This window comes from Alitiscatomonas aceti, assembly GCF_025567195.1.
Lineage (GTDB): Bacteria > Bacillota > Clostridia > Lachnospirales > Lachnospiraceae > Alitiscatomonas > Alitiscatomonas aceti.
In genome coordinates this window covers 20,234-33,791 of record NZ_JAOQJF010000014.1, presented here as the reverse complement: position 1 = coordinate 33,791, position 13,558 = coordinate 20,234, and the positions used below count along the sequence as shown (strand labels likewise).

Genomic DNA, 13,558 nt, shown 5'->3' with positions numbered 1-13,558 from the left:
TCCTTATAATCGAAAAAAAATCGAATCGCACGTTTAGGAGGAAAAAGCATGAATGGTGCAGCAGCAATGGTCCGGTGCCTTGAAGCAGAGGGAATCACCAGGATCTTCGGTTATCCGGGGGTGGCCATCGCCCCGTTCTATGAGGAGGTCTTTGCCTCCGGCTCCATCGAACACGTTCTGGTCCGCCAGGAACAGGCTGCCGGCCACGCAGCCAGCGGTTATGCAAGGATCGCCAGGAAACCGGCGGTCTGTGTCACCTCGTCCGGTCCAGGCGCCGCCAATCTGATCACGGCCCTGGCCACGGCCTATGCCGACAGCATCCCCATGGTGGCTATCACGGGGCAGGTAAACAGCAGTCTCCTGGGACGGGACGTGTTCCAGGAGGCTGATATGAGAGGTGCCACAGAATCCTTTGTTAAATACAGTTATCTGGTTAAGAACCCGGACGAGATCCCCAGGATCATGAAGGAGGCCTTTTATATCGCGTCCACAGGCCGAAAGGGCCCGGTCCTCATCGACATTCCCTGCGACGTACAGATGGCGTCATTAAAAAAGCCCTTCTCCTATCCACAGGAGGTGAAGATCCGGGGCTATAAGCCCAGTACCCGCGGCAATGACCAGCAGATGAATAAGGTGATCGCAGCCATCCGGAAGGCTGAGCGGCCTCTGGTGTGTGCCGGAGGAGGAGTGATCCTGGGCAATGCGGAGGCGTGTCTCCGGCAGTTCTGCGAAAAAAACCAGATCCCGCTGGTGACCACGATGATGGGCATCGGCGTCCTTCCCAAGGCCCATCCCCTGTACTTTGGAATGCTGGGGAACAACGGAAAGCCCTATGCCAACCGGGCCGTATCCGCCAGCGATCTTCTGATCATCGTGGGAGCCAGGATCGCGGACCGGGCCGTTCCCAGGCCCCAGCACCTGGAAAAACAGGTAAACATCATCCACATTGACATCGATACGGCTGAGATCGGGAAAAACCTCGGTCCCACGATCCCTCTGGTGGGGGATGCAGGGGAGATCTTCGAGCGTCTTCTGGAAGAGGATTTTTCCCTGGACATGGATCCCTGGATCCGGGAGCTTACAGAGATCAAGAAAAGCACCGTGGACCACCGGACCTTCAGCAGCCGTCTGGTGAATCCCAATCTCCTGGTGCAGCGTTTATCGGAAAAAATGGAAGCAGACGCCGTCTATGTGGCAGATGTGGGCCAGAACCAGCTCTGGTCTGCGGACAACTATGTGATGAAAAACGGACGGTTCCTTACCACAGGCGGCATGGGTACCATGGGCTACTCCATCCCGGCGGCCATTGGAGCCAAAATGTGCCGGCCAGAGGCCCAGGTGGTGGCGGTCTGCGGCGACGGCTCCTTCCAGATGTCCATGTACGAGCTGGGCACCATTGCCGTCAACCGGCTTCCCTTGAAGATCCTGGTGGTCCAGAATGAATTTCTGGGGCTGGTGCGGGAGCATCAGGAAAAGACCTATGACGGCCATTATTTCGGTGTGCAGCTGTACGATTATCCTCGTTATGATAAGATCGCAGAGGCATATGATATGGAATACTTTTCCTGTAACAGCAACGAAGATCTGGACCAGGTCCTGGACGGGTTTTTAGCCTGTGACCGCGCCTGCATCATGGTCTGCCGGGTCGACAGCGCCAATAACACCAAATAGGGAGGAACACAGCATGAAAGGGATTTTTTCCGTACTGGTAGAAAATAAAGACGGCGTTCTGTCCCAGATCTCGGGACTTTTCGCCAGAAGGGCTTTTAACATCGACAGTCTGGCCGTGGGTGTGACGGAACGAAAGGATATTTCCAGTATGACCATCGTTTCCACAGGGGACCAGAGGACCATCGACCAGATCGAAAAGCATCTGAATAAAAAGCTGGATGTGATCAAGGTCCGCAGGCTGGAGGAGACAAAATGTGTTCTTCTGGAAATGATGCTCATGAAGGTCTCCTACTCCCAGACCAACCGGGCCTCCCTGATCGAGCTCTGCAGCGTCATGGGTGCAAAGATCGTCCATGTATCCGCTAAAAATATGGTCATCGAATTTCATGCCGCTCCCGACGAGGTGGAAAACTTCATCGAGCTGGCCAGGAGCTTCGGGATCCTGGAATTACAGAGGACAGGGGCCATCTGCATGTCCAGGGACCAAAGATAATAAAAGAAAAACCGCCGGATCCTTCCGACGGTTTTTCTATATCATAAAATTAATCTTCAACTTTAACGATTTCGCGCTTGTTGTAAGAACCGCATGCTTTGCAGACTCTGTGAGGCATCATTAATGCGCCGCATTTGCTGCACTTAACAAGGTTCGGAGCACTCATCTTCCAGTTTGCTCTACGGCTGTCTCTTCTTGCTTTAGAAGATTTGTTCTTTGGACAGATAGACATGGTTACACCTCCTTAAACTGTTTAAAAATATCCTGGATAACTGCCATCCGTGGATCAAGTGACCTGGTATCGCAGCCGCAAGTCCCATAATTGAGATTTGCTCCACATCTATTACAAATCCCTTTGCAATCTTCTTTGCACAGGACCTTCATAGGCAGGTTCAGTGAGAGTTCATTACATACCAGCCGGTCTGCATCCAGATTATAACCAGTCAGGTACGATTGTTCATCCAAATCCTTTACCCGGTCGTCATCGGAAGAACTCATATCCAGTTCCTGGTCAAAGTCTATTTCGCAGGTGTATTCCACCGGCTCCAGACATCTGGCACATGGAATCGTCAGCGTGACCTTCGTCCCGCCCGTTAAAGCCAGCTTCCTGTTTCCAAGATTCTTTACTGTAACGGTCACAGGCTCAGACGATGCCACCGGATATTTTCCGTCGGCTCCCTCATAGGATCTCATTTCCAGAGGGACTGTCCAGGTCCTCTCCTTACCTTCCAGAGTAAAAACTTCAGATAAATTAATCAGCATATTGTCTCTCCTAATACGCACTAAGTTATTATACCCATACAGGCACAATTTGTCAACAAGATTTTATGTTTTTTTCATATTGTTCCTGAAGAAATTTTCGGTCAATTTTCCCGCTGGCATTCCTGGGAAGGGGATCCAGATACACATACCGGCTGGGGAGCATATACCTGGGAAGCTGCTGCGACAGGCTGGAGGAAATGGTCTTCCTGTCCGTTTCCGTGCCGTCGTAAAAAAACAGGATCCTCTGCTTTTTCTGGTCATAGACACAGGCACAGCTGGAGATCCCAGGGACCTTCCCGGCTGCGGCTTCGATCTCTCCCAGCTCGATCCGGTAACCCAGATGCTTGATCTGGTGGTCCGCCCGCCCGCAGAATTCCAGCAGGCCGTCGTTTCCATACCGGACCAGATCCCCGGTCCGGTAGATCATCTCGCGGGCCGCCGGTTCCAGGGGATTTTGTATGAACTTCCTGGCCGTCTGTTCCGGATCCCGGTAATAGCCCGGCCCCACCGCAAAGCCCCGGATACAGAGCTCTCCCGTCTCTTCCATGCCCGGAAGGATCTCCCGGTCCATTTCATCCAGGACCAGGATCCCGGTCCCTCCGCAGGGGCCTCCGATCGGAAGGGTATCGGTCTCTGCATATTCCCGGTCCACCTCATAATAGCAGCACATGTACATTTCTGTGGAGCCATAGAGATTGATATAATGGGCCGACGGCACATGCGCCCTCCAGTAATTCAGCTGGCGCACCGGCATCACCTCCCCCACAAAGAACACATACCGGAGAAATTCCGGCAGGATCTCATCCAGGGCCCGGAGACTGGCGATGGTTCCCAGGGCAAACGGGACCCAGAATACCGTTGTCACGCGGTGCTGGTTTAAAAGCGGGATCAGCTTTGCAGGGAACGAAAAATAGCCGGCTGGGATGAAAAAGGAGCTGCAGCCGAACTTCAAGGGGCAGTAAAGGTCATGATCCGCCACCACAAAATGGAGCGGAGCCTGGTTTCCCAGTACGTCGTCCGGTCCCAGATCGAAACGGGACGCCAGCCATTCCAGGTTGTTAAGCACCGTCTGGTGGGTGCCCACAACACCTTTGGGCATACCAGTGGAGCCGCTGGTAAAAAGGATGTAAAGGGGATCTGAGGACTTGATACGGGCCCGCAGAGAGGCCAGAAGGGCCTCGTCGGCCGGACGGGCGGCCAGATCCTCCACAAGAAGGACCGGACAGTCCCCGCAGGCCTCCCGGGCTCTGGCCCCCATAGATCCGGAAGTCAAGACAGCCGCCGGTTCCAAGACCGAAAGGATCCGGTCCATCCGCGCTTCTGGCATAGCCACATCCACAGGACAGTAGATGCAGCCGCCGCAGGAAACGCCCAGGAGTGAAACAGCCATCCAGACACTTTTTTCCATAAAGACGGCCACAGGACGGCCTGGATTCTCTAAAGCGGCGATCCCGGTCCCGATGGAGGCAGCCAGGCGGCGGACCTCTGAAAACGTCATGGAACACGTTTCATCCTCATAGGCCTTCCGCTGGGGAAAGCGGGCAGCGGCTTCCTCCAACAGCGCCGGTATATTCCTTTGTGCTCTTCCTTCCACGTTATTTTACCGGAACGAGGACGTATTCAATGGCGTCCACCGCTCCATTGGTCATATAGAAGGAAATCTGGCAGTTTCCAAGGGTATAACGGAGGGTCCCGAAATCCTCCTTATAATCCTTACCATAGGCCTTGATCACGTCCTCCTTTTTGGAGCCGGTCTGAACGCCCTCCTGGGTGGCCGCTGTGCCGGAGGTGCCTGCAATGTAAATGGACTCGACGCATTCCTTTCCGGATGCAGTGGAGGTGCCCAGTTCAAAATTTTCATAGGTGTAGATCCTGGATTTTCCCTGATAGGCACAGCTGTCCTGCTCAAAGGTACTCTTCGCCTTGCCCAGGGCCTTTAAGATGGGGGCCGCCTCTGCGCCCATAGTGATCACAGTATCTTCTGTCTTAAATGCGTAGGACTCCTCCTTTTTTCCCTCAGCAGCTTCGGTCTTTGACCAGCCAAAGCCGTAAGAGGTGATGGGAGTGACTGCCATGGACACTGCCAGGATGGCTGCGGTCAGGTATTTTCCAGACTTTCTCATAGTAAAAGACTTCCTTTCTTTTGTTTATTAAGCGGGGGATCACTGCCCCTGGTAAAATTGCTCTAAATAGCCGAGCCGGGAAAATTCCTCCTCCTGCTCTGCTTTCTTTTCATCATAAACGCGGCATTTCTCTTCCCACCGGACTGCCAGAGCCTCTTCCTGGCGGCGGTCGGAAACGCCCGGGACCTTAAGAAGCTCCGGTCCCAGGAAACGGGCCACCTTTTCTGCGCCGTACACGTTCATGTGGATGCCTCCGTCATAGGTATCATGGGAAAAATCAATCCCAATGGCCTCTGGATCCTTCATGCAGTTTATGTACGTCAGGCCATGATCTGCGGCATACCGGGCAATCTGCTGGTCCCATTGGTCATACCAGGCCGGATACAGGGCCGGAGCCTTCATGAGGATCAGGGAGATGCCCTTTTCTTCACATAAAAGCCGGATCTTTTCCAGATAGTCCCAGCACCGCGGATCGAAGGAATAATCAGACCGCCTCCTGGCGGCGGGAAACTCCCCTGCCGGCCGGATATCAGCCCTCATATAGTAGCCATTATGGGATACGGTCCCTCTGTCCCAGAAATAAGTAAAGTCCTCTTTTTCCAGCTCCTTCCATCTGGAATGGAAGCGTAAAAGCGGGAATATATATTCGATGACATGCTCGTCCTCCATTTTTGTGGCCTGTATGGCCTTCCATTTGGATGGGGACCACCGCATGCCGTCCAGGGTCATACGGTTGTAGCTTTCATTGTCCTGACTGAAATTCGTCATGGAAGACACCGAAAGCACCACCGCGCCCGGAACTTCATATTTAAGAGCATCCTCCAGAAGATAATAGGACTGGGCCATGAGCTGGTTTGCATTTCCGCGGATATAGCTGGAAATTCCGAACTCCCTCCAGAGGACTGCCGGAGAGATATTCTCATAGGCTTCGCAGTTTCCCAGGATCAGAACATCATGGTCCGGTACTTCCTTATAATATTCTCCTGTGAGATTCCCTTCCACGACCATTCCCATATACTTGGGGACCAGAAGCCGCTGGACAGCCCAGAGGACCAGAAGGGAGATGGCTGCGGCCAGAAGAACAAAAAGCGCATTTGATTTTTTCCTTTTCATGCCCTTCCTCCTAAAAACGATTATAGATAAACTGGCTGGCTTCGTATCCTCTGCCATAAACGCCGGTTACAAGGAGGATCAGAAACAGGACAAAGGAAAGACCATAGGAAACCGGCCAGGGGAGCCGGGAAAGCCGTTCCTTCAGCCCTTCATTTCCGCAGATCTGCCCGGCCAGGGCCATAAAAAGGATTCCCAGGCCCAGGATCATAAGATCCGGTGTGTCCATAAGCGTTCCATAGCCGCCCAACATAAGGGAAAGGAGCCCCTCACCTTTCAGAATCCCCAAAAGACGTGGAAATACCTCTGCGGCAGGATAGTAAATAAACATCCAGGGAAGACAGAATACAAAAAAGGTCCGTACCTTTTGAAAGCACTGGTATCCGCGTCCGTCCGTAAAAGGGAAGCGGCTCTGGAGGCTTCGGAACAGGCCCGAAAGCTCCTGGGAAAGGAGCATGAAAACACAGTTTGCCAGTCCCCAGAGGACCCAGTTCCAGGAAGCCCCGTGCCAGATCCCTGTCACAGACCATACCGCAAGGGAAGCCAGATAGACCGGCACTTTCCCGGCGGCCTTTTTCCCGGCCAGGCGGCCAGCAGCCGCAGAAAGCTTCCTGGCCGCCTGGCTGGTGGATACGGGGAAAAAGATATATTCCCGGAACCACTGCATCAGAGTCATATGCCACCGCCGCCAGAACTCTGCCAGGCTCCGGGATGAAAAGGGCCGGTCAAAGTTTTCCGGAAGGCGGATCCCAAACATTTCCGAAATACCAAGGATAATATCAATCCCTCCCGAAAAATCGGCGTAAAGCTGGATCACATGTCCGGCGATCCCCAGTAAGACGTAAACGCCTCCATAAATTTCCGGGGATCCGGTGATCATGGATGCAGCAGGCCCGATCCGGTCTGCCACCACCAGCTTTTTAAAATATCCCCAGAGCACTCTCTGCCCTCCGGCTGCCAGCCGGTCCATGGAAAAGCGGTGGGGAGAATAAAGCTCCTCCTTCAGCCGGTCAAAGCGGCTGATGGGCCCCACGGTGAGCTGCGGGAAATAGAATACGAACAGTGCAGTCCGCAGAAGGCTTTTTTCCGGATCATATTTTCTCTGGTAAACATCGATCAGATACCCCATGGACTGGAAGGTATAATAGGAGATCCCCAGAGGAAGGACCCAGTCTGCGTACTCCATCTCCCCGGAAATTCCGGCCAGGTGAAGGATCCCCTCCACATTGGAAAGCAGGAAATTTGTGTACTTCAAAACGGCCAGGATGCCGAAGTTCAGCAGAAGCCCCAGGATCAGGAAACGTTTCTGCCTGGCCTTCAGCCTCTGGTTATACGCCTTTTTCTGCGTCCGGTCCGGCTGCTCTTTCTGTACCCAGTTCCGGTACTGATCCGTCATGGAGCCGATCTTACGCGCCAGATACCAGACAGAGACCGAAGAAGCCGCAGGATAAAGGATCCACAGAGGGCCTGCAAAGCCGTAAAACAGGACACTGGCCGCTAAAAGGATCCGCCACTGGAACCGCCCTGGGACTATGTAATACAGAAGCAGGAGGACTGCACAGAAAAATCCAAACCCGTACGATACAAGAGCCATGATCAGCCGGCTCCTCCCAGCCTCTCGATCAGCGCCCAGATGGTTTCCGCTGAATTAAAATTGTCAGGAACGATCTCGCTGGAGGGGATGGAGATATCAAACGTGCTGTCGATCTCCGTCACCAGGCGTACCAGTTCAAAGGAGGTCAGGATATCGTCGTCCACCAGGGCCGTGCTGTTTTTGTAATCCTCTCCAGGTATAATGTCCTCCAGGATCTCATATAACTCTTCCATACTGTATCTCTCCCATCTATGTATTGGTTTTCCCGCCTGGAAACCAGACGGCCGTACTCATATGATCCGTAACCGCTCAGCCATGCATTTTCCTGTTCGGAGCCTTGCACGGCTGAACGGTCACGCTTATTCCGGAGTTGCCGGATAAAGCCGGCGGTCAAAGGTGAAGCACCCGCCATGCTGTCTGGAATACTGTTCCATCTGATCATCGGTCCACAGGAAGAAATATCCTCCGGCCCGGCGCGGAGTCGCATCAAAATGATACCAGCTGCCGTCGATGTTCACCAGATTCCAGTAGTGATGGTTATCCGTAGACCGGACCACCTCGATGCCTGCGATCCCGGCCCGGCTTAAAAGCAGCTGGGATACAGAATAATAAGTAAAGCAGTCGCCCCGCCGCAGCCGGAGGCCCTGGTAAGCCTCCTGGACCCAGTCGCGGGTGGCTGAGGCTCCGCTGTAACGGATGTTTCCGCGTACCCAGTTATAAATGGCCTCTGCCTTCTGGCGCTGGTCCATGGCGTCATTTATGATCTCGGACAGGATCTGATCCGCCATCTGGTCGCAGGTACGGTGCAGCTCTGTCTTTTCGTTTTCCGGAGGGATCTCTGTGACCGCCTTGTAGGGCCAGTCCTCTCCTGGTATAAAATTCATGGATGGGGCAGAGGGACGCTGGGAAACCATGCTTCCCCTTCCCGTCTCATCAAAACGATAAAGGATGCCGTCGATCTCCTTTTCAGAATTTTTTAAAACCGTCTGGTCGTCATTGACATAGTAAAAATCATTCTTCCAGACCGTCAGCCCGCTTGCCTTCTTTCCCTGGCTGTCAAAGAAATAGTTTTCTCCGCCAATGGAAAACGGTCCCGTTGCCAGATGGCCTTCTGAAAAATAATAGGAAGCATCGTCAATGGTACGCCATCCATCCGTAACATAAGTCCCGCTGGGCCTCCGGTAGAGCCAGTGAACGCCGTCCCAGAGCCAGCCGCTGTAATCCGTACCGGCATAGGTGCTTTTTCCCTCGCCGTCAAACGAGTACCAGCCGTCTTCCAGATAGGATGTGCAGTCCGTAAACAGGCGTCCATCTGTGATCCCCAGATAGTACCGGATCCCATTCTCTTCATACCATCCGGTACGGGCATATCCGTTCTCATCAAAACAATACCAGCTTCCGGTGTCAGACTGAAACCATCCCACAGGCCAGGTCCCATCCGTGTTCTGATACCAGAGTCCGGTCTCATCCTTAATAAACTGGCCTCCATAGGCCTCCATTCCAAGGAAAATGGAGAATGCCGCAGCCAGCAGACAGGCCCGTTTTTTCATTGATACCGCCCCCTTGTTTCATATGATCCATTATAATTATTGTAAGCCCTGTATCTTTTGGAGTCAATCCCAAAAAACTGCCCGCCGTGAGTGCTTCACGACGGGCAGATATAGGCCGGATCTGTTTTTCTTATACCAGAGCCAGAGTTTCTCTTGCGATTGCTAACTCCTCGTTGGTGGGGATCACCATAACCTGGACCTTGGAGTCCGGAGTGGAGATCACCACATCCTTGCCGCGGATGCTGTTGGCCTCGTCGTCGATCTTGATTCCCAGGTAGGAAAGGTGGTCGCAGATGGCCTTTCTTGTGGACTTGCCGTTTTCTCCAAGACCTGCGGTAAATGCGATCACATCAACGCCGTCCATAGCAGCAACGTAAGCACCGATGTACTTAACAACGCGGTAGTTGTATGCCTTTAAGGCCTTTTCAGCGCGGTCGTTTCCGGCAGCAGCAGCCTCTTCCAGGTCACGGAAGTCGCTGGATACTCCAGAAAGGCCCAGAACGCCGGATTTCTTATTGAGCACGTTCATAACGCCTGCAATATCCAGGTTCTCCTTCTTTGCGATGTATTCCATGATCGCCGGATCCATATCGCCGGAACGGGTTCCCATAATCAGGCCCTCAAGGGGAGTCAGACCCATGCTGGTATCAACGGATTTGCCGTTCTTTACTGCAGAAAGGCTTGCGCCGTTGCCCAGGTGGCAAACGATGATCTTAAGGTCCTCATAGGGCTTTCCAGCTACTTCAGCAGCCTTTTTGGATACGAAGCTGTGGGAGGTTCCGTGGAAGCCATATCTTCTTACCTTGTAGTTTTCATAGTACTCGTAGGGAAGGCCGTAAAGATAAGCCTCCTCCGGCATTGTCTGATGGAAAGCGGTATCGAATACTGCTACCATGGGAACGCCCGGCATTAACTCCTGGCATGCACGGATACCGATCAGGTTTGCCGGGTTGTGGAGCGGAGCCAGATCGTTGCACTCTTCGATGGCCTTGATAGCGTCCTCTGTGAGCAGAGTGGAGGATGTGAATTTCTCTCCGCCATGAACGACACGGTGGCCCACAGCTCCAACCTCTTTTAAGCTCTTGATCACGCCGGTCTTCTCATTGGTAAGGGCATCCAGTACCAGCTGGATCGCCTGGGTATGGGTCGGCATGGGGGAAACGGTAACTTCCTTGTCTCCGCCGGCCGGCTGGTAAGTGATCTGGCTGCCTTCGATCCCGATTCTCTCGCAGAGGCCCTTTGCAAGAACTGCCTCTGTATCAGAGTTGATGAGCTGGTACTTTAAAGAAGAGCTTCCGCAGTTGATAACTAAAATATTCATTTCCATAAACTCCTTTTCCTGTTTCCGATTGGTTTATTTTGCCATCTGGGCCTGTACGGCAGTCAGGGCTACCACGCCTACGATATCCTCGGCAGAGCAGCCGCGGGATAAGTCGTTGACCGGTTTTGCGATACCCTGGAGCATGGGGCCGTAAGCCTCAGCCTTTGCCAGTCTCTGCACCAGCTTATAGCCGATATTTCCACAGTCCAAATTGGGGAAGATCAGCACGTTGGCCTGTCCGGCAACCTTGCTGTCCTTTGCCTTGGATTTTGCAACAGACGGAACGATTGCTGCATCCAGCTGGAGCTCTCCGTCTAAGTTTAATTCCGGATATTTCTCATGGGCAATGCTTACAGCCGCCGTTACCTTGTCTACCAGAGCGTGCTTGGCGCTGCCTTTGGTGGAATGGGACAGCATTGCGATCTTCGGCTCCTCGCCGGTAAGGGCACGGAAGCTGTCGGAGCTGCTGTTGGCGATGGCTGCCAGTTCCTCAGAGGTGGGATCCTGGTTTAAGCCGCAGTCTGCAAACAGGAAGGTTCCGTTGGCGCCGTATTCGCAGTTGGGAACGTCCATGATGAAGAAACCGGAAACGAGCTCGGTTCCCGGAGCCGTTTTAAGGATCTGGAGAGCCGGTCTTAAGGTATCAGCGGTTGCGTGGCATGCACCGGCTACCAGGCCGTCTGCATCGCCTTCCTTTACCATCATAACGCCGTAGGTAATAAGATCGCTCTTTAAGGTGGCAGTTGCCTTTTCCAGGGTCATGCCCTTTTTCTCTCTCAGCTTAAACAGAGTTTCAGCATAGTGATCAAATTTAGGATCTGTTTCCGGATCCACGATCTTTACGCCTTCAATATCAGCGTTCAGCGCTGCTGCATCTTTTTTAATGGTTTCTGCATTACCAATGAGGATCAGGTCGGCAGTTCCCTCTTTTAAGATCTGGGCGGCAGCGGTCAGAGTTCTCTGGTCTTCGCTTTCCGGCAGAACGATGGTCTTTCTGTTCTGTCTGGCCTTTTCTTTCATAAGATCAATGAATGCCATGATAATTACTCCCTTCTGGTTTCCATAGTATTGTTATCATACCTGTTTCTATTATATCGCACACAAATTGGCGATTCAAGTTCGTTTTTCCAAAATTTTGCACTTTTTTCAATACGTTTTGTTAAAAAAACGGGCAGAAGGGAATTTCCCTTCCGCCCATGCCTTTACACAGTCTCTTTTTTTCTATTTATTTAAATTTTCTCGTAATCTTCCACATCGATCACAAAGATCGTAGCGCCGCCCACTTCCACGTTCATTGGCATTGTGGCGCAGTTCATCATTGCAGAACCAGAGATATACGGCATATTAATAGTAATCTTCTGTCTCACACCACATTCCGTTTTAATCGTTTCGATGGCCTCTTTTACACGCTCCTCTTCCGTACCGATCATCAGAGTCGTATTGCCCTTCCGTAAGAAGCCGCCAGTGGATGAAAGTTTTGTGATGCTGAAACGTTTCTGGGTCAGGGCGTTGACTACTTCATCCTCATTATCATATCGTATAATAGCGAAAATCAGTTTCATAGGATCAGTCCTTTCTTTTCTGGATTTTCTCTAGTATAGCACAGTTTTTGTCAAAAAACAAATGAATATTTCATTAATTTTATATCAATTTCCCGGGATTTTTCCAGTTGATTTCCCTGGGCTTGTATGATAAGGTAACAAAAAACGTGTGAGGTCAGATAAATGAAAACAGCAGCCGTCATTGCAGAATACAATCCGTTCCACAACGGCCACAGCCGCCACCTCAAAGAAGCAAGGGCCCTTACGGGGGCGGATTTTGTCATGGCAGTCATGAGCGGGGACTTTGTCCAGAGGGGCGCTCCGGCAGTCTTCCATAAATACATGCGGACCCGGATGGCCCTTCTTTCCGGGGCGGGCCTGGTATTGGAAATGCCGGTATTCGGGTCAGTGGCTAGTGCAGAGGACTTTGCCTCCTGCGGCGTATCCCTGGCCGCCAAGACCGGAGCGGCGGATTTTCTCTCCTTTGGAAGCGAATCCGGGGACCTTAATTTCCTGGAACGTCAGGCCGCCCTTTACGAGGCGGAAACGCCGGAAGTCTCCGCACGCATCCGGGAGGGGTTAAAACGGGGGCTTTCCTGGCCAAGGGCTAGGGAGAAGGCCTTCCTCCATACAGATGCTCCGGTCCCTGTTTCCCCCAACGATATCCTGGCCTGCGAATACCTGCGGGCCATCAAAAGCCATGGCTCTTCCATGCTCCCGGTCCCGGTGGTGCGGAATGACGGGGGCTATCACAGCAGCGGGAGAAAAGGGAGTTTTGCCTCTGCCACTGCCATCCGGAAGGCCCTGGCAGAAAATGACCTGGATTTTTTAACTGAGGTGGTGCCGGAAGCCTTCTTTTCGTGCCTTAAGCTAGAGTCCTGTCCCCAGGTCACAGCCGACGATTTTTCCATGATCTTAAATGAAAAGCTTCTGACCCTGCCGCTCTGTGAGCTGACGGGGATCTCTGGCATGCCGGAGGATCTGGCGAGGAAGCTCCACAAAAACCGGCTTTCCTTCGCCTCTTTTTCGGAACGGACTGCTTCCTCCAAGGACCGGCAGTATACGTACGCCCGGGTGAGCCGCTGTCTTTTAAATACGGTGCTGGGGATCACCCGGGAGGAAACGGAGCGCTTTAAGGCCCTGGACTCGGCCCCGTGGCTCAGGATCCTGGGCTTCCGGAAGGATGCTCTTCCACTGCTCTCGGAAATAAAAAAGCATTCCGCGGTTCCCATGATCACCAAAACGGCCGACGCGGCCGATCTTCTTTCTGGTCCGTCCCTGGAGCTTTTTTATAAGCATTTACAGTGTGCGGAGCTTTACCGTCTGGCAGCAGAATTAAAGACCGGGCGGCCCATGAAAAATGAGTTCACCCGGTCTCCGGTCATAATATAGA

General features: G+C 52.8%; 14 protein-coding genes. 3 read left to right on the top strand and 11 right to left on the bottom strand.

The annotated features are described in order from the left end of the window. The first annotated feature begins 48 nt into the window (after nucleotides 1-48). Together ilvB and ilvN are read left to right on the top strand one after the other, a co-directional pair. Nucleotides 49-1,671 (top strand): biosynthetic-type acetolactate synthase large subunit, encoded by a 1,623-nt coding sequence (gene ilvB, locus OCV69_RS08555; protein ID WP_158358680.1) that lies wholly within the window; start codon nucleotides 49-51, stop codon nucleotides 1,669-1,671. 13 nt (nucleotides 1,672-1,684) lie between these two features. Further along, complete coding sequence (gene ilvN, locus OCV69_RS08550) at nucleotides 1,685-2,164, top strand: acetolactate synthase small subunit (RefSeq protein WP_022272900.1); 480 nt, start codon at nucleotides 1,685-1,687, stop codon at nucleotides 2,162-2,164. A 49-nt stretch (nucleotides 2,165-2,213) separates the two neighbouring features. On the opposite strand, the gene rpmF is transcribed toward ilvN, so the two are convergent. From rpmF to OCV69_RS08495, 11 genes are all read right to left on the bottom strand, one after another. Beyond that, nucleotides 2,214-2,396, bottom strand: coding sequence for a 50S ribosomal protein L32 (gene rpmF, locus OCV69_RS08545; RefSeq protein WP_022272899.1), 183 nt, complete (start codon nucleotides 2,394-2,396; stop codon nucleotides 2,214-2,216). Between the two features lie 2 nt (nucleotides 2,397-2,398). Next, nucleotides 2,399-2,926 (bottom strand): YceD family protein, encoded by a 528-nt coding sequence (locus tag OCV69_RS08540; RefSeq protein WP_022272898.1) that lies wholly within the window; start codon nucleotides 2,924-2,926, stop codon nucleotides 2,399-2,401. A gap of 52 nt (nucleotides 2,927-2,978) precedes the next feature. Continuing rightward, nucleotides 2,979-4,520, bottom strand: coding sequence for an amino acid adenylation domain-containing protein (locus tag OCV69_RS08535; protein ID WP_158358681.1), 1,542 nt, complete (start codon nucleotides 4,518-4,520; stop codon nucleotides 2,979-2,981). Nucleotide 4,521: 1 nt separating this feature from the next. Beyond that, nucleotides 4,522-5,049 (bottom strand): hypothetical protein, encoded by a 528-nt coding sequence (locus OCV69_RS08530; protein WP_158358682.1) that lies wholly within the window; start codon nucleotides 5,047-5,049, stop codon nucleotides 4,522-4,524. Nucleotides 5,050-5,088: 39 nt separating this feature from the next. Then, a complete protein-coding gene (locus OCV69_RS08525) occupies nucleotides 5,089-6,162 on the bottom strand; it encodes an SGNH/GDSL hydrolase family protein (RefSeq protein ID WP_158358683.1) in 1,074 nt (357 codons plus the stop codon). A 10-nt stretch (nucleotides 6,163-6,172) separates the two neighbouring features. Next, the gene (locus tag OCV69_RS08520; protein WP_158358684.1) at nucleotides 6,173-7,753 is read right to left on the bottom strand and encodes an MBOAT family O-acyltransferase; all 1,581 of its coding nucleotides are present in this window, start codon (nucleotides 7,751-7,753) and stop codon (nucleotides 6,173-6,175) included. A gap of 2 nt (nucleotides 7,754-7,755) precedes the next feature. Beyond that, nucleotides 7,756-7,986, bottom strand: a complete 231-nt coding sequence (locus tag OCV69_RS08515) for an acyl carrier protein (RefSeq protein ID WP_158358685.1) — start codon at nucleotides 7,984-7,986, stop codon at nucleotides 7,756-7,758. A gap of 126 nt (nucleotides 7,987-8,112) precedes the next feature. Next, a complete protein-coding gene (locus tag OCV69_RS08510) occupies nucleotides 8,113-9,303 on the bottom strand; it encodes a transglutaminase domain-containing protein (RefSeq protein WP_158358686.1) in 1,191 nt (396 codons plus the stop codon). A gap of 130 nt (nucleotides 9,304-9,433) precedes the next feature. Further along, nucleotides 9,434-10,624 carry an acetate/propionate family kinase gene (locus OCV69_RS08505; protein ID WP_158358687.1) on the bottom strand — a complete coding sequence of 397 codons (1,191 nt, stop codon included), beginning with the start codon at nucleotides 10,622-10,624 and terminating at the stop codon, nucleotides 9,434-9,436. 33 nt (nucleotides 10,625-10,657) lie between these two features. Further along, complete coding sequence (gene pta / locus OCV69_RS08500) at nucleotides 10,658-11,662, bottom strand: phosphate acetyltransferase (protein ID WP_158358688.1); 1,005 nt, start codon at nucleotides 11,660-11,662, stop codon at nucleotides 10,658-10,660. A gap of 191 nt (nucleotides 11,663-11,853) precedes the next feature. Next, the gene (locus tag OCV69_RS08495) at nucleotides 11,854-12,186 is read right to left on the bottom strand and encodes a cyclic-di-AMP receptor (RefSeq protein WP_158358689.1); all 333 of its coding nucleotides are present in this window, start codon (nucleotides 12,184-12,186) and stop codon (nucleotides 11,854-11,856) included. Nucleotides 12,187-12,348: 162 nt separating this feature from the next. Here OCV69_RS08495 and OCV69_RS08490 point away from each other — a divergent pair, with 162 nt between their 5' ends. Beyond that, nucleotides 12,349-13,557, top strand: coding sequence for a tRNA(Met) cytidine acetate ligase (locus OCV69_RS08490; RefSeq protein WP_158358690.1), 1,209 nt, complete (start codon nucleotides 12,349-12,351; stop codon nucleotides 13,555-13,557). Nucleotide 13,558 lies beyond the last annotated feature (1 nt).

Coding starts and splice junctions, on each gene's coding strand:
- ilvB (WP_158358680.1), top strand. CDS start 49: ATGAATGGTGCAGCAGCAATGGTCCGGTGCCTTGAAGCAGAGGGAATC.
- ilvN (WP_022272900.1), top strand. CDS start 1,685: ATGAAAGGGATTTTTTCCGTACTGGTAGAAAATAAAGACGGCGTTCTG.
- rpmF (WP_022272899.1), bottom strand. CDS start 2,396: ATGTCTATCTGTCCAAAGAACAAATCTTCTAAAGCAAGAAGAGACAGC.
- OCV69_RS08540 (WP_022272898.1), bottom strand. CDS start 2,926: ATGCTGATTAATTTATCTGAAGTTTTTACTCTGGAAGGTAAGGAGAGG.
- OCV69_RS08530 (WP_158358682.1), bottom strand. CDS start 5,049: ATGAGAAAGTCTGGAAAATACCTGACCGCAGCCATCCTGGCAGTGTCC.
- OCV69_RS08525 (WP_158358683.1), bottom strand. CDS start 6,162: ATGAAAAGGAAAAAATCAAATGCGCTTTTTGTTCTTCTGGCCGCAGCC.
- OCV69_RS08520 (WP_158358684.1), bottom strand. CDS start 7,753: ATGGCTCTTGTATCGTACGGGTTTGGATTTTTCTGTGCAGTCCTCCTG.
- OCV69_RS08515 (WP_158358685.1), bottom strand. CDS start 7,986: ATGGAAGAGTTATATGAGATCCTGGAGGACATTATACCTGGAGAGGAT.
- OCV69_RS08510 (WP_158358686.1), bottom strand. CDS start 9,303: ATGAAAAAACGGGCCTGTCTGCTGGCTGCGGCATTCTCCATTTTCCTT.
- OCV69_RS08505 (WP_158358687.1), bottom strand. CDS start 10,624: ATGAATATTTTAGTTATCAACTGCGGAAGCTCTTCTTTAAAGTACCAG.
- pta (WP_158358688.1), bottom strand. CDS start 11,662: ATGGCATTCATTGATCTTATGAAAGAAAAGGCCAGACAGAACAGAAAG.
- OCV69_RS08495 (WP_158358689.1), bottom strand. CDS start 12,186: ATGAAACTGATTTTCGCTATTATACGATATGATAATGAGGATGAAGTA.
- OCV69_RS08490 (WP_158358690.1), top strand. CDS start 12,349: ATGAAAACAGCAGCCGTCATTGCAGAATACAATCCGTTCCACAACGGC.